General features: G+C 63.4%; 14 protein-coding genes. 4 read left to right on the top strand and 10 right to left on the bottom strand.

Annotation, left to right across the window (positions count from 1 at the left end):
• Positions 1-4 precede the first annotated feature (4 nt).
• Positions 5-1,588 (top strand): peptide chain release factor 3, encoded by a 1,584-nt coding sequence (locus tag ACEN84_RS10585; protein WP_203430030.1) that lies wholly within the window; start codon positions 5-7, stop codon positions 1,586-1,588.
• A gap of 15 nt (positions 1,589-1,603) precedes the next feature.
• Here ACEN84_RS10585 and betC read toward each other — a convergent pair whose 3' ends face one another.
• A complete protein-coding gene (gene betC, locus ACEN84_RS10590; RefSeq protein ID WP_199626012.1) occupies positions 1,604-3,118 on the bottom strand; it encodes a choline-sulfatase in 1,515 nt (504 codons plus the stop codon).
• Between the two features lie 124 nt (positions 3,119-3,242).
• On the opposite strand from betC, the gene ACEN84_RS10595 reads away from it, so the two are divergent.
• Positions 3,243-4,142: a choline sulfate utilization transcriptional regulator gene (locus tag ACEN84_RS10595; protein WP_413710823.1), complete on the top strand. Its 900-nt coding sequence runs from the start codon at positions 3,243-3,245 to the stop codon at positions 4,140-4,142.
• Positions 4,143-4,146: 4 nt separating this feature from the next.
• Here the strand turns inward: ACEN84_RS10595 and otsA are convergent, their stop codons facing one another.
• The 5 genes from otsA to ACEN84_RS10620 all read right to left on the bottom strand — a co-directional run bounded on the left by otsA (position 4,147) and on the right by ACEN84_RS10620 (position 10,005).
• On the bottom strand, positions 4,147-5,520 hold the full coding sequence (gene otsA, locus ACEN84_RS10600; RefSeq protein ID WP_413710824.1) for an alpha,alpha-trehalose-phosphate synthase (UDP-forming): 1,374 nt from the start codon (positions 5,518-5,520) through the stop codon (positions 4,147-4,149).
• 43 nt (positions 5,521-5,563) lie between these two features.
• The gene (gene otsB / locus ACEN84_RS10605) at positions 5,564-6,361 is read right to left on the bottom strand and encodes a trehalose-phosphatase (RefSeq protein WP_413710825.1); all 798 of its coding nucleotides are present in this window, start codon (positions 6,359-6,361) and stop codon (positions 5,564-5,566) included.
• Between the two features lie 57 nt (positions 6,362-6,418).
• Entirely contained in the window at positions 6,419-7,912 is a 1,494-nt protein-coding gene (locus tag ACEN84_RS10610) for a S10 family peptidase (RefSeq protein WP_413710826.1), read from the bottom strand.
• A 129-nt stretch (positions 7,913-8,041) separates the two neighbouring features.
• Positions 8,042-9,331: a CynX/NimT family MFS transporter gene (locus tag ACEN84_RS10615; RefSeq protein ID WP_413710827.1), complete on the bottom strand. Its 1,290-nt coding sequence runs from the start codon at positions 9,329-9,331 to the stop codon at positions 8,042-8,044.
• A complete protein-coding gene (locus ACEN84_RS10620) occupies positions 9,328-10,005 on the bottom strand; it encodes a FadR/GntR family transcriptional regulator (RefSeq protein WP_413710828.1) in 678 nt (225 codons plus the stop codon). Before ACEN84_RS10620 ends, ACEN84_RS10615 begins: the two co-directional genes overlap by 4 nt.
• Positions 10,006-10,596: 591 nt before the next feature.
• Here ACEN84_RS10620 and ACEN84_RS10625 point away from each other — a divergent pair.
• Positions 10,597-11,406: a class II glutamine amidotransferase gene (locus ACEN84_RS10625; RefSeq protein WP_413710829.1), complete on the top strand. Its 810-nt coding sequence runs from the start codon at positions 10,597-10,599 to the stop codon at positions 11,404-11,406.
• Here ACEN84_RS10625 and coaBC read toward each other — a convergent pair.
• The 3 genes from coaBC to ACEN84_RS10640 form a co-directional block, all read right to left on the bottom strand.
• The gene (gene coaBC, locus ACEN84_RS10630) at positions 11,393-12,604 is read right to left on the bottom strand and encodes a bifunctional phosphopantothenoylcysteine decarboxylase/phosphopantothenate--cysteine ligase CoaBC (RefSeq protein ID WP_413710830.1); all 1,212 of its coding nucleotides are present in this window, start codon (positions 12,602-12,604) and stop codon (positions 11,393-11,395) included. The genes ACEN84_RS10625 and coaBC overlap by 14 nt on opposite strands.
• A gap of 73 nt (positions 12,605-12,677) precedes the next feature.
• Positions 12,678-13,601 carry a DMT family transporter gene (locus ACEN84_RS10635; RefSeq protein WP_413710831.1) on the bottom strand — a complete coding sequence of 308 codons (924 nt, stop codon included), beginning with the start codon at positions 13,599-13,601 and terminating at the stop codon, positions 12,678-12,680.
• Positions 13,602-13,695: 94 nt separating this feature from the next.
• Positions 13,696-14,595, bottom strand: a complete 900-nt coding sequence (locus tag ACEN84_RS10640) for a LysR family transcriptional regulator (RefSeq protein WP_413710832.1) — start codon at positions 14,593-14,595, stop codon at positions 13,696-13,698.
• 118 nt (positions 14,596-14,713) lie between these two features.
• On the opposite strand from ACEN84_RS10640, the gene ACEN84_RS10645 reads away from it, so the two are divergent.
• On the top strand, positions 14,714-15,574 hold the full coding sequence (locus ACEN84_RS10645) for an NmrA family NAD(P)-binding protein (RefSeq protein ID WP_413710833.1): 861 nt from the start codon (positions 14,714-14,716) through the stop codon (positions 15,572-15,574).
• Positions 15,575-15,615: 41 nt separating this feature from the next.
• Here the strand turns inward: ACEN84_RS10645 and ACEN84_RS10650 are convergent, their stop codons facing one another.
• A complete protein-coding gene (locus ACEN84_RS10650; RefSeq protein ID WP_413710834.1) occupies positions 15,616-16,365 on the bottom strand; it encodes an SDR family oxidoreductase in 750 nt (249 codons plus the stop codon).
• Positions 16,366-16,446: the final 81 nt, after the last annotated feature.

Raw genomic sequence — 16,446 nt, forward strand, 5'->3', positions numbered from 1 at the left:
CATGATGGCCGAAACACTCGCCGAGGCGGTCTCCCGCCGCCGCACATTCGCTATTATCGCGCACCCGGACGCGGGCAAGACGACGCTCACCGAAAAGCTGCTGCTGTTCGGCGGCGCCATTCAGCTCGCCGGTGAAGTCAAGGCGAAGAAGGACCGCATCCAGACGCGCTCCGACTGGATGAAGATCGAGCGCGAGCGCGGCATCTCGGTCGTCACCTCGGTCATGACCTTCGAATATGACGACAACGTCTTCAACATCCTCGACACGCCCGGTCACGAAGACTTCGCCGACGATACATACCGCACGCTGACGGCGGTGGATGCTGCCGTCATGGTCATCGATGCCGCCAAGGGTATCGAGCCGCGGACGCTGAAGCTGTTCGAAGTCTGCCGCATGCGCGACATCCCGATCATCACCTTCATTAACAAGATGGACCGCGAAAGCCGCGATCCCTTCGAGATCCTCGATGAGGTCGAAGAGAAGCTGGCGCTGGATACCGCCCCAATCACCTGGCCGATCGGCCGTTCGAAGACATTCTGCGGCTCTTACAACATCGCCGCTAACACCGTCCGCGGCTCCGATACCGAAGTCGAGGGCACGCCGGTCAACGGGCCGCAGAGCGTCGCCAACCGCCTGCCGGAAAACGAGCGCCAGGCCTTCATCGACGAGACGGAGCTGGCGATCGAAGCCTGCCGCCCGTTCGACCGTCAGGCTTTCCTCGAAGGCCATATGACGCCCGTCTTCTTCGGCTCGGCGTTGCGCAATTTCGGCGTTCGCGATCTCATCAACGCGCTCGGCGAGTTCGCTCCGCCGCCGCGCGATCAGGTTGCGGACATCCGCACCGTCCATGCCAATGAAGACAAGATGACCGCCTTCGTCTTCAAGATTCAGGCGAACATGGACCCGAACCATCGCGACCGCATCGCGTTTGCCCGCATCTGCTCGGGCAAGCTGGAGCGCGGCATGAAGGCCCGGTTGGCGCGTACCGGCAAGCAGCTCGGCCTCACCGCGCCGCAATTCTTCTTCGCCTCGCAACGCCAGCTGGCCGATACCGCCTATGCCGGCGATGTCGTCGGCATTCCGAACCATGGCACGCTGCGCATCGGCGATACGCTGACCGAAGGCGAGGCGCTGGTCTTCCAGGGCGTTCCGAACTTCTCGCCGGAAATCTTGCGCCGCGTGCGCCTCGAAGATGCGATGAAGGCGAAGAAGCTGAAGGAAGCGCTGCAGCAGATGGCCGAAGAAGGCGTCGTCCAGCTGTTCTCGCCGGAGGATGGCTCACCGGCAATCGTCGGCGTCGTCGGCGCCCTGCAGCTCGATGTTCTCAAGGAGCGCCTGCAGCAGGAATATGGCCTGCCGGTCTCCTTCGAAATGTCGCGCTTCTCTGTGTGCCGTTGGGTCTCGTCGGAAAAGCCGGCGGAACTCGATAAGTTCCTCACCGTCAAGCGCGGCGATATCGCCCGCGATCTCGACGGCGACCCGGTCTTCCTGGCGCAGGACAGCTTCTCGCTCCGTTACGAGTCCGAGCGCTATCCCGACATCAAGATGGACGCCATCAAGGAATATCACGTCGCCAAGGCGGCGTGATAGCAGCCGCGCGGGTCACTCCCCGCGCGGATAGCGCTTGCTTTCTTCCAGCACGTTGAGGTCCATGTGGTTGCGCATGTAGCGCTCCGAGGCCTTCTGCAGCGGCTGGTAATCCCAGGGATAATAGGCGCCGTTGCGCAGCGCCTCGTAAACCACCCAGCGCCGCGCCTGGCTTTCGCGAACCGCTGCGTCATAGGTGGGCAGGCTCCAGCGCGCATCCACCTGTGCCTTTAGTCGGCTCATTGCTTCCGCGTGATTGGGATCTTTCGCGAGGTTAGTCAGTTCATGCGGATCAGCATCAAGGTCGAAAAGCATTGCCGGATCGGCGTCGCAAAGCGACAGTTTGTAGCGGCCGTCGCGGATCGCGACGAGCGGCGTGATCGAGCCTTCGGCCGCATATTCCATCGGAACCGGGTTGCGGTCGCCGGTGCCGTTGGCGAGCGGCGCCAGATCCTCGCCATCGGTCCATTTCTTCAGTGAGGTGATATCGAGACCGGCAAGACCGGCGAGCGTCGGCGTGACGTCCAGCGTCGAGACCGGCTGCGTGATCAGCGCCGGTTCCCAGCCCGGAGCGCTGATCATTAGCGGCACCCGCGAGGAGCCGTCGAAGAAACACATCTTGAACCAGAGCCCACGCTCGCCGAGCATGTCGCCATGGTCCGAAACGAAGAGAATGATCGTATCCTCGGCCATCCGGCTACGCTCGAGCACGTCGAGGATCTCTCCGACCTTCTCGTCGACATAGGAGATATTGGCGAAATAGCCGCGCCGCGCGCGGCGGATCTGCTCGGGCGTGATGTCGAAGGCCTTATAGTCGCAGGCTTCGAGCAGGCGCTGCGAATGCGGATCGAGTTCGTCGAAGGGTAGGGCCGGGACTTCAGGGTCGAGCGCCGGGCAATCCTCGTAGAGATCCCAGAATTTCCGCCGCGCCACATAGGGATCGTGCGGATGCGTGAAGCTCACCGTCAGGCACCAGGGCCGGTCGTCCTGGCGGCGTGAAAGGTCGTAGAGCTTGCGGGTCGCGTTATAGGCAACCTCGTCGTCATATTCCATCTGGTTGGTGATCTCGGCCACGCCGGCGCCGGTGACAGAGCCGAGATTGTGGTACCACCAGTCGATCCGCTCGCCGGGCTTCGTATAGTCAGGCGTCCAGCCGAAGTCGGCCGGATAGATATCGGTTGTCAGCCGTTCCTCGAAGCCGTGCAGCTGGTCCGGCCCAACGAAATGCATCTTGCCCGAAAGCGCCGTGTGATAGCCGGCCGCCCGCAGATGATGCGCATAGGTCGGGATATCGGACGCGAACTCGGCGGCGTTGTCATAGACGCGCGTGCGGCTCGGCAGCTGGCCGGACATGAAGGAGGCGCGGGCGGGCGCGCAGAGCGGGCTTGCCGTATAACTGTTGGCAAAGCGCACCGAGCGCTTGGCAAGCGCCTTCAGATGCGGCGCATGCAGGAAGTCCGCGGGACCGTCAGGGAAGAAGGTGCCGTTGAACTGGTCCACCATGAGGATGAGGATATTCGGGCGCGTCATACTGTTGTCCTGCCTGTGTTTCGAAGGCCGTTGCGCTTCGCCTGCTATTCGATCATTTTATTGAACAACGGCTGTGCATCCTTGTGAAGCTGAATTCTTTCGATGTGTGACAAAAGGAATTTTTATGGCTGACCGGCCGGTTGATCTCGGATGGCTGCGCATTCTGGCCGAAGCCGGCAGGCTCGGAAACCTGTCGTCGGCGGCCGAGGCGCTAGGGCTCACGCAGCCTGCCGTAAGTTATCAGATCCGCCGTCTGGAGGAGCAGATGCGGGTCAGCCTGCTGGAGCGCCGTCATCGCGGCGTCGAGTTGACGGCCGAAGGCCGCCGTCTCTTCGATATCGCCTCGCGCACGGTTGTGGATGTCGACACGCTCGTGCGCAGCTTCCGCAACGAGGCCGAGCGCCTGACACTCCGCCTGCATACCGATTATGCCTTCTCCTCGCTCTGGCTGATCCCGCGCATGCATGCTTTCGGCCAGCGCCACCCCGGCCTCGATATCCAGATCGTGGCTACCCAGTTCGTCGAGCGGCCGATGCCGGACCGCCATGATGCGGCGATCGTCTTCGGCAGCCGGCGCGATTTCGGCGCGCACGGCATCCTGCTGATGCCGGAAAAGGTCGTCCCGGTCTGCTCGCCGGGCTTCATGGCAAGACACGGGCCGTTCGGCGCGGCCGCCGAGCTGCCAGGTGCGCGTCTGCTGCATCTCGACGTGCCCGGCGCTTCACCCTGGTTCGACTGGCCGAGCTATTTTGCCGAGCTCGGTCTGCGCCGTGACGGCTCGGCGGCGCCGGGTGAAATGAGCTTCAACACCTACTCGCTCGTCGTCCAGGCGGCCGTCGGCGAGCAGGGGATTGCCATTGGCTGGATGGGCTTAGTGGATTCGCTGCTGGCCTCCGGCATGCTGGTCGCCGCCGGACCGGCTCTGGAGGCGGCTGATCGCGGCTACTGGCTGATCCCGCCTCGCGAGAGGACCGCGGAGACGGAAAGCCTGGTGGAATGGCTGCAGGCCGAGGCGGCACACTGAAACGTCAGGCGCCGAGATCTTTCAGGAAATCCTTGCACCAGCGGGAGACGTCGAATTCCAGAAGATGATCCATCATCTTTTTCCAGCGCTCCTTTCGCTCGTCAAGCGGCATGCTGAGCGCCCGCGCCAAGGCATTGGCGGTTCCTTCGACGTCGTAGGGATTAACGAGCAGCGCGCCCTTCAATTCGCGGGCCGCACCCGCAAAGCGCGACAGCACGAGAACGCCGGGATCGTCAGGGTTCTGCGCCGCCACATATTCCTTTGCGACAAGGTTCATTCCATCGCGCAACGGCGTCACCAGCCCGACACGACCAAGACGGTAGAGCCCGGCAAGGATATGGCGGCCGACGGAGCGGTTGATGTAGCGGATCGGCACCCAATCCACCGAGCCCAGCGCGCCGTTCACCCGGCCCGCCTGTTCGGCGACGGTGCGCTGCATCGCTTCGTATTCCGGCACTTCGGAGCGGGATTTCGGGGTGATCTGCAGATAGGTCACATGTCCCTGTTGGGCCGGATTGGCCTTGATGAAGCTCTCGAAGGCGTCGATGCGCTGCGTCAGTCCCTTGGAATAGTCGAGCCGGTCGACGCCGATGATCAGGCTGCGGCCCTCGACGCTCTCGCGAGCCTTGCGCACCATACTGTGCGTTGAGGACTTGCGGGCGAATTCGGCGAAGGCGGCGGTCTCGATGCCGATCGAATAGGCGCCGCCCTTGAACGTCCGGCCGTGCGAGCTGAAGCGACCACCACCCAGCTCGTCGCCGATCCCTTCGCGGCGCAGACAGCCGGCGAAGTTTTCAAGGTCATGATCGGTCTGGAAGCCGACGAGATCGTAGTGCGAGAGGCCGCGCATGATCTCCTCGTGGACAGGCATGGTGAAGAGCACATCGGCCGGCGGCCAGGGAATGTGCAGGAAGAAGCCGATCTTGTTCTTCAGTCCCATCTGCCGCAGCTCGGCCGCGAGCGGGATCAGGTGGTAGTCGTGCACCCATATGACATCGTCAGGCTTGATCAACGGCGCCAGCCGGTGGGCGAAGAAGCGGTTGACGCGGAAATATCCAGCCATCTCCTTGCGCCCGTATTCGGCCAGATCCAGCCGGTAATGGCAGATCGGCCAGAGCACGCGGTTGGCAAAGCCGTGATAATATTCCTCGACATCGGTATCGGTTAGGTCGGTCAGCGCATAGGTGATGTTGCCCTGCTGGATTTCCGCAAGCTTCTCCGGCTCCTGCTCGCCGCTCGATTTCCCCGACCAGCCCATCCAGATGCCACCGCGCTCTTCGAGCGCTGCCTTCAGCGCAACGGCAAGACCGCCGGCAGGGGCAATCCCGCCCTTGTCGGGAACGGGAACGCGATTGGAAACGACGACGAGACGGCTCATGGTTCAGTCCTTTTCATGGAAATGGTTTTGATGCTCAAATGGTTCACGCCGCGAGCCGGGCGATGACGCCGCGAAGGGCTGCCGCGGAGGCGATCGATGCTTTCGCTTCGCTTGCGGGCGAGAGCGGTCCGACGCGGATCGACAGGCCACCGAGAGGGTTGACCGCGCGGAACATCGCCTCGTCGGTCACATCGTCACCGATCGCGATGGCGCGGCGGCCCTTAAAGGGGGGCTGCGCCAGGAAAGCTTCGACGGCGTGTCCCTTGTCGGCACTGGAAGGGCGAATCTCGATCACCATCTTGCCATGCTGCATGTGCCAATCAGGCCCGGCGCGGTCGAGCGCCTGCTGCATCAGCGGTTCGAGATCGATTTCCCGATCCGGCGCCTGCCGGTAATGCGCGGCGACCGCTGCTCCCTTGTCTTCGATGAGGACGCCAGGCCAGCCCTGGGTCTGAAGCACGAGATCGGCTTTCAGTGCCTCGAATTCCGCCGTCGCTTCGGCTGTCGTCACCGACCCATCGGCGGCGCGGCGCTCAGCGCCGTGAAGCCCGGCGATCGGGAAGCGAAGCGGCGCAAACAGCCGGTCGGCATAGGAAAGGCCCCGCCCGGTCACCAGCGCCAATGCGCCGCCAAGCCTTGCGGAAAGCGTTTCGAGCTGGCCGGGAAGCTCCGGCGGCACGACGATGCCGTCAGGCGTCTCCGCAAGATCGAGCAGCGTGCCGTCGATGTCGAGAAACAGGGCCCAGGAATCCGGAGCGCTGGTCAGCGCGGCAAAGATGGAGTCCTCGCCTGAAGCCGCATCCGGCTCCGCGATGACAAGCGGCTGCTTTTGATAGGACATGAGACCTATCTATGTCAGCGCCACCAAGCGGCAACCCTATTTGTCCGGTCTCGAACCCTAGTCGCCTGGCTGGATGCCGCCATTCTTGGCGTAGAATGCCTTCGCATCCGCCGTGAAAGCCACCCGCTGTTCGGCATTGGTGTAGAACATGTGGCCGCCGCGATAGACGTCGAGCTGCACGCGATCCTTGGCAAGGCGCTGCGGCAGGTGATCGACGACATAGCGGCTGACACCATAGGGCGTCACGAGATCGCTATAGCCGTGGGCGATCAGCAGATGAAAGCTCGGGTTCGATGCCAGGAGCTGCCGGATATCGCCGGTGACGCTCGCCTGCAGGCGCGATCCGCCGCCACGTCCGCCCCATTCCCATTGCCGGTTCAGATCGTTGTCGAGCAGCGAATAGGTCATCTCGGTCTTGAAGCCCAGTTCGTTGCGGGCGTAGTCGCTAAAGGCGCCGCCATAGGCGCGCGTGAATCCGTCGAGAATGGCGTCGTCGCCGCGATCATAATCGGATTCAGGATAGGGATCGGGCGAGGCAAACCCGGCATCATAGGGGCTCATCACCTCGCCCTTTTCCTTACCGGAATTCTTTGCAAAGGCGTTGCCGAGGAAACCGCGGCTTCGGGTCACAACGTCTTCCGGAATTCCGGTCAGGCCGGAAACCTTGGCATAGAATGCCTTGGCCGCATCGCCGGAAGGCTCAGGCCCCACGAGGGTCGTCAGATAGTCTCCCAGCGCAAAGCGCTCGGCCTCGGTCTGTTTATCTGCGGAGAAAGCGCCACGCCGGTCCATCTCTGCGGCGGCGAGCGAGGGAAGTTCGAGAGCAGCGCCGAGAGCGAACTCGTCGGCATTGAACATCAGCTGCGCTTCAAGCAACGGCGACAGCATGATCGCACCGGCAACGATAATGCCCTGGCTCTCCTGCAGCGCTCCGGCCACCTTTGCGGCGCGGAAGCCGCCATAGCTCTCGCCGAGCAGATATTTTGGCGAGGCCGCACGGTTGTTGTGGGCGACGTAAAGGGCGATCGCCTTGGCAATGCTCTGCGCATCCGAACCGACGCTGTAATAATCCTTGGCGTCATCGGCCTTCGCCGTCCGGCTCCAGCCGGTGCCGATGGGATCGATCAACACGAGATCGGTGAAATCCAGCCAGCTCTCGGGATTGTCGGCGAGCTTCGCGTGGGCGCCATCGCGCGCCTGCGGTCCGAAATCGAGGATACGCGGACCGACGAGGCCGAGATGCAGAAAGGCGGACGCGGCGCCCGGCCCGCCGTTGAAGGCAAAGGTAAGCGGCCGGTTCGAACCGGCATTCTTTGCGGTATAGGCTGTGTAGAATATCGCTCCGGTCTGGTTGCCGTCCTGGCCGAACAGATCGAGCGTCCCTGCTGTTGCCGTATAATCCAGCTTCCGGCCGCCGATCGTTGCCTCGTGCTCCGTGACGACATCCTGCGGAAGCAGCTTGAGAACACCCGGCCGCTCCTCGGAAAAGGCCGGTGCGGCGGCAAGCGAGAGTGTAAGAGCGATGGTCAGCGTCAGCGAGCGAAACGGCAAATGATCTCCTCCGGCGGTAGGTAGAGCCTGAGATAGGGTATCATCCCCCGCCGTGGAGACTCATCAAGACATGGTGATCCCCGGGTGAGCATAGCTCATCCCCCCGGCGAGCGCAGCCAGTGACCGGTATCAAGGCGTCTGGATCGTCCTCGCGTTGACCTGCAGCGCGCGCCCGGCATTCCAGCCGTTGATGGCAGCGCCGAGGCCGAGGGCGATGAACAGGACCGCGCACCAGGCAAAGCTCCCCGTCCAGCTGCGGATCATGCCGACGATCAGTGGTCCGATCGCCGCCAGCAGATAGCCGACGCATTGCGCCATGCCGGAAAGATGGGCCGCAACATGCGAGTCCTTCGAGCGCAACACGATCGCCGTCATCGCCACCGCAATCAGGCCGCCCTGGCCGACGCCCTGCAGCGCCGCCCAGAGCCAAACGGTGGACAGCGGCGCAAACAGCAGGCCGAGGAGCGCAATGACGGCGATAACGCAGAGCGAAGCATTGATCAGCCGCTGATCCCTGCCGCGCACGGCGATCTGCGGCGCCACCAGGCAAGCGGCGGCCTGCACCATGACGGACATCGAGACGATCGCACCGGCCGTGATGCCATCAAGGCCGCGCTCACGCAGGATCGGAACCAGCCAGCCAAAAACGCAATAGGCGAGGGCCGATTGCAAGCCCATGAACAGCGTCACCTGCCAGGCAAGCTTGTCTCGCCACAGTCCCTCGACGCGGAAGCCGCTGCGCTTCGCGACATTCTTGGTGCTGAGAACCTGCGGCAGCCAGATCAGCCCGACGACGACGGCCGGAACAGCCCAGGCGGCCAATGCGCCCGAAAGCGAACCGCCGAGCGCATGCTCGATCGGCAAGGTCAGCCCGGCGGCACTCGCCGCGCCGGCGCAAAGCGCCATCGTGTAGCAGCCGGTCATCAGCGCGGCACGATCGGCAAAGTCGCGCTTCACCAGACCTGGCAGCAACACGTTGCCGACGGCGATGCAGCCACCGGCGATCGCCGTGCCGAGAAACAGCAGCGGGATCGAATCGAGTCCGCGCATCGCCGTTCCGAGCGCCAGAAGGAAGATGACGCCGAGCAGCGTCCGTTCGGAACCGATGCGCTGCGCCAGCCTCGGCGCCAGCGGCGAGAAGGCGCCGAGGCAGACGACGGGAAGCGTGGTCAACAAGCTGGCGCCGAGCGGCGAAAGGCCAAGCCCGGAGCGGATTTCCGGCAGTAGTGCCGATGCGCTGGAGAACACCGGCCGCAGGTTGAAGGCGATCAATACGAGGCTGACACCGAGCAGGATACGCGCGGTGGAAGACATCGCCGCGGGTGGCTGCACCGGCGGCACGCTGTCGGTTTCGGCATCGATCAGCTGTTCGCTCGCCGCATCGAAGGCGTGCGCGGCATCATTGAGGGGAGTGGTCATGACAGGAGCATCCCGTCCAGTGCGGCAATGACGGGGGCCATGAAGCGGCGCACCGCCGCATCGGCCTTTTCGGGATCGCTAGTTTCGATGGCATCGATGATAGCGGCATGCGCCTGCATATCCGGCTCGGGCACATCCTGCCCGAGCGTCGCTTCGATGGTTTCGGCAATCGACGCCGAGAAGAAGTCGTAGATCTCGATCATCGCGCGGTTCTGCGCGGCGGCGATGACCGCCTTGTGGAAGGCGAGGTCGCGGGCAATGAACGCGGCCTTGTCGCCGCCATCGTAGTTGCCGCGCTCTTCGAGCAGGGTTCGCAACCCAGCGATGACGGCAGGTGTCTGCCGGATGCTGGCAAGCCGGGCGGCCTCGACATCGAGTGCGCAGCGCGCCTCGAACTGGTCGCGAAGGCCCGCCCGCCGCGCCATGGTCAGCGGCATGCTGCTGTCGGTCGTCGAGAGAACGTAGGTGCCCGAACCCTGCCGGGTCTCGAGATAGCCCTGCGACACCAGCACACGCACGGCTTCGCGCACCGTGCCGCGGCTGACGGAGAGCATGCCGCAGAGGGCTGCTTCGTTCGGCAGCTTGTCGCCGACGGCCCAGCGCTTGGCGAGGATCTCGCTGCGGATCGCCTCGACCGCGGTCTCGGCCAGATTGGTCTTGCTGAGAGGTTGCATGATCATATTCATAAAGTCATCAGATGACTTTATGAATATGATGCAGGGCTCATGCCGTCAAACGCTTTCTGCAGAAACGGAAAAAGGGCCGCTTTCGCGACCCCCTTCCATGAGTTTGGCCTTGAACTGGCCGGACCGTCAGGCGGTCCTAGGAAGGCTGGCTTTAGAGCGAGGGCTGCCCCGCTTTCATCACCACTTCCAAGCCTGCTACAAAGACCGAAATCTCATTAGACATTGGATCACCTTCCTTTCGTTTCGTTGAACATGACTCAAAGGTAGGCCGATTCGGCCGCGATGCAAGAAAAAACCCGGCCGCAGCCGTGCCGTGCCGCCTGACGCACCAAGACTTCGGGCAGCGTTGCGACGCAGATTCAAGAAAAATCAAAGTGATGACACCCTGTGGCAGACTGACCGCACGCTCCGAGAAAAGTTGTGAGCGGCGTCAGACGATCGCCGGAAACGTCAACAATCCGTCATAAAGGCTTGCGACTCCGGTAGTCCTTAAGGCCTTATTTACCACCGCGCCCGACAATCGGATCTCGTGTTTTCGGGCATTTTCTGCCGCCAAGACGGCAGGCTGGAGCAAAGAGCATGTGTCGCTGGGCAGCCTATCGCGGAGACCCCCTCTATCTGGAGGAGCTGGTATCCTCGCCCGCGCATTCGCTGATCGAGCAATCCCATTGCGCCACCCGCGCCAAGACCGCCACCAATGGCGATGGTTTCGGCATCGCCTGGTATGGCGACCGGCCGGAGCCGGGCAGATATCGCGATATCCTTCCCGCCTGGTCCGATTGCAATCTGAAGAGCCTTGCGCGGCAGATCCGCTCGCCGCTTTTTCTCGCGCATGTGCGCGCCGCCACCGGCGGCGGCACCCGCCGCGACAATTGCCATCCCTTCACGCACGAAAACTGGTCCTTCATGCATAACGGCCAGATCGGCGGTTTCGAGCGCCTGCGCCGCGCAATGGAAGCCATGCTCGACGACGAGCTTTTCAATGCCCGTAGCGGCACGACCGACTCCGAACTGATGTTCCTGCTCGCGTTCCAGTTCGGTATGCGTCAGGCGCCGGTCGCTGCCATGTCGGAAATGGTGAGCTTCGTCGAAGGCCTCTCGCAAAACGTGCTCGGCAGCGTCCACCTGCGCTTCACCGCGGCTTTCTCCGACGGCAAGTCGCTCTACGGCATCCGCTACGCCACGGATCGCAAGGCGCCGACGCTCTATGCCTCGCCGATGCGCGACGGCCACTGCCTCGTCTCCGAACCGCTGAATGACGATGTCGATGCCTGGGCCGAAATCCCTGATGGCAGCGCCGTGACGATCAACGAAACGGGCATTCATGTCGTGCCGTTCCGGCCGGAACAGCGCGCCACGAACAAGGCCGATATCGCTATCCCTGCCTGAGCCGCTCGGCGATCACGGCAGCCAGCTTATCGGCCACCTCTTCCTTCGCCATATCGGGCCATTGCTCGATGCCGCCGCGGCTGATCAGCTTCACGCTGTTGCGCGTTCCACCCATGATGCCGGTTGCCGGAGACACGTCGTTGGCGACGATCATGTCGGCGCCCTTGCGCTCCAGCTTGGTCTTGGCATTGCTCTCGACATCCTGCGTCTCGGCTGCAAAGCCGACGACAAGCTTCGGCCGCATCGTGTGATGGCCGACGGTCTTCAGGATGTCGGGGTTTTCGGTCAGCGCCAGCGTCGGAATGGATTCGCCCGGCTGCTTCTTGATCTTCTGGTCGGCGGCTGAGGCCACACGCCAGTCGGCGACAGCGGCGACCATCACCGCGATGTCCGCAGGCAAGGCAGCCAGAACCGCATCGCGCATCTCCTCGGCACGCTCGACATGGATGGTCTTCACGCCCGCTGGATCGGCAATGGTCACCGGTCCGGAAACAAGCGTCACATCGGCGCCGAGCTTCGCGAGTGCTGCAGCAATCGCATGGCCCTGACGTCCCGAGGAGCGGTTGGCGATGTAGCGCACCGGGTCGATTGGCTCATGGGTCGGCCCCGAAGTGACGACGGCTCTGCGTCCGGCCAGCGGCTTCGGGCCATCATCCAGCAGCGCTTCGGCGGCAGCGACGATTTCCAGCGGCTCCGCCATGCGGCCGGTGCCAGCCTCGCGGCTTTCCGCCATCTCTCCCGCCATCGGTCCGATCATCCGGATGCCGTCGCCAGCGAGGGTCGCGACATTGCGTTTCGTCGCCGGATGCGCCCACATGCGCGGGTTCATCGCCGGTGCGGCGAGAACCGGTTTGTCGGTGGCAAGCAGGATGGTCGAGGCAAGATCGTCCGCGAGCCCGTTCGCCATCTTCGCTATGAGATCGGCGGTCGCCGGTGCGATCAGCACCAGGTCGCAATCGCGCGCCAGCCGGATGTGGCCGACATCCTGCTCATCCTGCCTGGAAAACAGATCGGTGAAGACATGGTCCGCCGCCAGCGCGCCGACGGCGAGCGGCGTCACGAATTCCTGCGCGCCCGATGTCATGACGGGACGCACCGAAGCGCCGCGCTCGCGCAATCTGCGGATCAGATCGAGGCTCTTATAGGCTGCGATACCGCCCGAGATGATAAGCAGGATGCGTTTGCCGCTGAGAGCCATGGCCTTCTACCCGTCGTTTTGTTGTTGCGGTGAGCCTAAGCCTTTGGCGAATAACATGCAATGCGTGCAGCGCTCAGTGCGCCCGCCGCCCGCGCGCCGGCGTGAAGATGGCGATCGCCAGCCCGACGCCCGCAAGCTGCAGGATCGAGCCGCCAGCTTCGGCAAGCGTCGGCAGCCGCTGCTCGAAGAGGAAGCCGAAGATCAAGCCGAACACCGTCTCGGCAACGATCAGCTGCGCCGCGAGCGCCAGCGGCAGCCGCTTCGAGGCGATCATCCAGAGCAATGTCGCGAGCCAAGCCCCGGCAAGCCCCATGATCAGCGACCAGAGAATGAAGCGCCAGAGCTCGGCCGTGGTGAAGACGATATCGGTGCCGGCGGAGGTGAAGGGGATGAGCACGAGGCAGCCGAGCCCGGCGCCGATGCCCTGCAGTCCGGTCCATTGCAGAATGTCGGGCGCGTCGGGCGATTGCATCGCGGCGGTGCTGGCAAGACCGTAGATCACCCACAGGATCAGGCCGATCATCGCCGAGCCGATGCCGAGCAGGATCGCGCCCTGATCGCCCGATGGCGTCGTCGCGAAGATCGACAGATTGACCCAGCCGATGCCGATTGCAATCAGGATCAAAGGCAGCGCCAGCAGCCGCCATGGCACCGAGCGGTCGCGCAGATTGGCGATGACGGCGAGCAGCACCGGCATCGTGCCAATGACGAGCGGCGGGATCGCGGCACCCGCCAGCCGCACCGCATAGGCGACGCTGACGAAATAGCCGACATAGCCGATACCGCCAAGCAGCAGCGCTGTGATCGCCATGCGCGGCTTGATGTTCCTGGGACGAAAGCGTGGGCTGACCATCAGCACGATGCTCGCCAGCGCAAACAAACCGTAGCGCGTCACTGTCAGATCCATGGTGCTGAAGGGCGCGATGGCGCGCGGCACGACGAAGGTCAGTCCCCACAAGGCGCATGTGGCGAGGCCGCAGAGAATACCGAGAAGCATGGAACACCCGAGGCGAAATCGCCGGACGATGAAGTGACTGGATGCCTTCTTGATAGGCCGCGGGCACCTGCCAAACAAGTCTCAGGCGCGACATCTAGCCGATGATTTCGACGCAGAAATCGATGAAGGCGCGAACTTTGGCCGGCACATGATGACGGGACGGATAGAAGCAATGCAGCGGAAAGGTCTCGTCCGGCCAATCCGGATAGAGATCGACCAGCTGCCCGCTGTCCAGATAGGGCTTCATGCCAAGCGAGAAGACCTGGGCAATGCCGATCCCGGCAAGGCAGGTGGCGAGCGTGGTGCCGGCATCGTTGACGAGGACGCGGCCGCGCGTCTCGATCGGCACCACCTTCTTGCCGCGCCTGAGCTCCCATTCGAAAGGCCTGCCGGTCAGCGGGTCCTGATACTGGATGCAGGTGTGATCGGCGAGATCGGCCGGCAGCTTCGGTGTGCCATGTTTCTCGAGATAGGACGGAGCGGCGACCGTGATCACCCGCGTGCGGAAAAGCTGCCGGGAAATCAGCGAACTCTTCGCCGGGATCTCGCCGAAGCGCACGGCAACATCCATGCCGTCAGCCACGAGATCGCCGATCTCGTTACGCGTCACCACCTCGATCTGCAGGTCTGGATAGCGGTCGAGAAAGAGGCCGAGCTTCGGCGCCAGGATCAGTCTGGAGAAATACGGATCGACATTGATCCGCAGCCGCCCGCGCACCGCCCGCGTCGTTCCGGCAGCATAGGCGGCCGCTTCCTCGATGCCGCCAAGCAGCGGCACCACCTGCTCGTAGAAGCGCGCGCCGTCATCGGTCAGCCGCAATGACCGCGTCGTCCGATCGAGCAGGCGTACGCCAATGCGGCTCTCGAGCCGGGCCACCGCCCGGCTGACCCCCGATGCCGTCAGCCCCAGTGCCTCGGCTGCCCGCGCAAAGCTGCCGCTCTCGACCACGGCAGCCAGCACGCTGACTCCATTCAGCAATCGCCCGTCGAACATCATTTCATTCCTGATTTTCAGTCATGAATTATCTGACAAAAGCGCAGTTCAGTCAAAGGCGGCTTTGGCGCATCTTTTGGTCATCGCGGCACAGGCCGCTGTCAGAAGGAGTTCGAACATGTTTGCTGTAACCGGAATAACAGGCCAGGTCGGTGCCGTCGTCGGCGCGAAATTGCTGGAGCGCGGATTGCCCGTTCGCGCCGTCATGCGCAATGAGGAGAAGGCAGGAAGCTGGCGCGAACGCGGTGCCGAAATAGCCATCGCCGAGATGACGGATGCAGCGGCGCTTGCTGCTGCCTTTGCCGTAGCGGAAGCCGTTTTCCTGCTGATCCCGCCGGCTTTCGATCCGGCACCGGGCTTTCCGCAGGCAAAGATCATCATCGAAGCCTTGAAGACAGCTCTGGTGAAGGCGGCGCCGAAGAAGGTCGTCTGCCTGTCCACGATCGGCGCTCAAGCAAAGGAAGAAAATCTGCTGACGCAACTCGGCCTCGTCGAGCGGGCGCTGTCCGAGCTGCCCATGCCAATCGCCTTTCTGCGCGCCGGCTGGTTTATGGAAAATTCGGTGTGGGATATCGCCCCGGCGCGGGACGGCGCGATGCCGAGCTTCCTGCAGCCGCTCGACAAGCCCGTCCCAATGGTCGGCGTTCGCGATGTCGGCGCCGTCGCTGCGGAGATGCTGCAGGAGGACTGGACCGGCAAGCGCATCGTCGAACTCGAGGGGCCCTACCGCATCACGCCGCTGCAGATGGCTGAAGCCTTTTCCGCGGTGCTCGGCCGTCCGGTGCATGCCGAGACGATCGAGCGGGATGTGTGGGAAGCCCTGTTCCGCAGCCAGGGTATGCAGAACCCCGGACCCCGCATGCGCATGCTCGATGGCTTCAATGAAGGCTGGATCGAGTTCGAAGGCGGCGAGGCCGGATCCCGTAAGGGCGAGACGACCTTCGAAACCGCCATCCGCGCGCTGGTCGAACGTAGCTGATGAAAAGGCCGCGGCGTCAACGGCGCCGCGGCCTCGGCATGTCAGAGATTGCTCATCCCGCCGTCGATGATCAGTTCGCTGCCGACGATATAGGCGGCTTCATCTGATGCCAGGAAGATGATGGTCTTGGCGACCTCCGAGGGATCGCCGAAGCGGCCGGTGGGGATCTGGCTCTGGATATGTGCGGCCATCGCCTTGGAGTCGGCCTCCGAATTGCCGAGCTTGCTGTAGAGAGGCGTGGCAATCGGGCCGGGGCTGACGGCGTTGACGCGGATGCCGCGGCCGATGAGTTCGCCGGACAGCGTTTTCGCCAACGTCAGCAAAGCGCCCTTGGTCAGCGAATAGACGCTGGAGTTCGGCATGCCGATATGGGCGTTGATCGAGGTGTTCAGAACGATCGCCGCGCCCTTGGCAAAGAGCGGCAGCAGCGCCTGGATCAGGAAGAACGGCCCTTTGACATTGATGGCGATCGACTTGTCGAAAGCCGCTTCCGTCCAATGCTCGAGCGGATTGAATTCGGCAATACCGGCATTGACGAAGAGAATGTCGAGATGACCGAAGGCATTCTTGATGGCATCGGCGACAGCCTTCTGGCCATCGGCATTGCCGGCATCGGCTTGGATGACCAGCGCCTTCTCACCCAATTCCTTGCGGGCGTTTTCGACGCTCGCGGCGCTGCTGCCGGTGATGGCGACGCGGGCGCCTTCGGCGATGAACTGGCGGGCGGTCTCAAGGCCGATGCCGCTGGTGCCGCCGGTGATGAGGGCAGTCTTGTTTGCAAGGCGTGACATGATGATGGTCCTTTGGGTGGGGGCTGACGCGCCGGATATTCATACGAAAATGGAAGGCGCGACCATCCCTTCTTTCGAAGA

Origin of the sequence: Rhizobium sp. Rhizsp82 (assembly GCF_047325115.1) — a bacterium.
In the GTDB taxonomy this organism is placed as follows: Bacteria; Pseudomonadota; Alphaproteobacteria; order Rhizobiales; family Rhizobiaceae; genus Rhizobium.

Excerpts from the sequence above, each read along its gene's own strand:
- ACEN84_RS10585 (WP_203430030.1), top strand. The coding sequence starts at position 5 with ATGGCCGAAACACTCGCCGAGGCGGTCTCCCGCCGCCGCACATTCGCT.
- betC (WP_199626012.1), bottom strand. The coding sequence starts at position 3,118 with ATGACGCGCCCGAATATCCTCATCCTCATGGTGGACCAGTTCAACGGC.
- ACEN84_RS10595 (WP_413710823.1), top strand. The coding sequence starts at position 3,243 with ATGGCTGACCGGCCGGTTGATCTCGGATGGCTGCGCATTCTGGCCGAA.
- otsA (WP_413710824.1), bottom strand. The coding sequence starts at position 5,520 with ATGAGCCGTCTCGTCGTCGTTTCCAATCGCGTTCCCGTTCCCGACAAG.
- otsB (WP_413710825.1), bottom strand. The coding sequence starts at position 6,361 with ATGTCCTATCAAAAGCAGCCGCTTGTCATCGCGGAGCCGGATGCGGCT.
- ACEN84_RS10615 (WP_413710827.1), bottom strand. The coding sequence starts at position 9,331 with ATGACCACTCCCCTCAATGATGCCGCGCACGCCTTCGATGCGGCGAGC.
- ACEN84_RS10620 (WP_413710828.1), bottom strand. The coding sequence starts at position 10,005 with ATGCAACCTCTCAGCAAGACCAATCTGGCCGAGACCGCGGTCGAGGCG.
- ACEN84_RS10625 (WP_413710829.1), top strand. The coding sequence starts at position 10,597 with ATGTGTCGCTGGGCAGCCTATCGCGGAGACCCCCTCTATCTGGAGGAG.
- coaBC (WP_413710830.1), bottom strand. The coding sequence starts at position 12,604 with ATGGCTCTCAGCGGCAAACGCATCCTGCTTATCATCTCGGGCGGTATC.
- ACEN84_RS10635 (WP_413710831.1), bottom strand. The coding sequence starts at position 13,601 with ATGCTTCTCGGTATTCTCTGCGGCCTCGCCACATGCGCCTTGTGGGGA.
- ACEN84_RS10640 (WP_413710832.1), bottom strand. The coding sequence starts at position 14,595 with ATGTTCGACGGGCGATTGCTGAATGGAGTCAGCGTGCTGGCTGCCGTG.
- ACEN84_RS10645 (WP_413710833.1), top strand. The coding sequence starts at position 14,714 with ATGTTTGCTGTAACCGGAATAACAGGCCAGGTCGGTGCCGTCGTCGGC.
- ACEN84_RS10650 (WP_413710834.1), bottom strand. The coding sequence starts at position 16,365 with ATGTCACGCCTTGCAAACAAGACTGCCCTCATCACCGGCGGCACCAGC.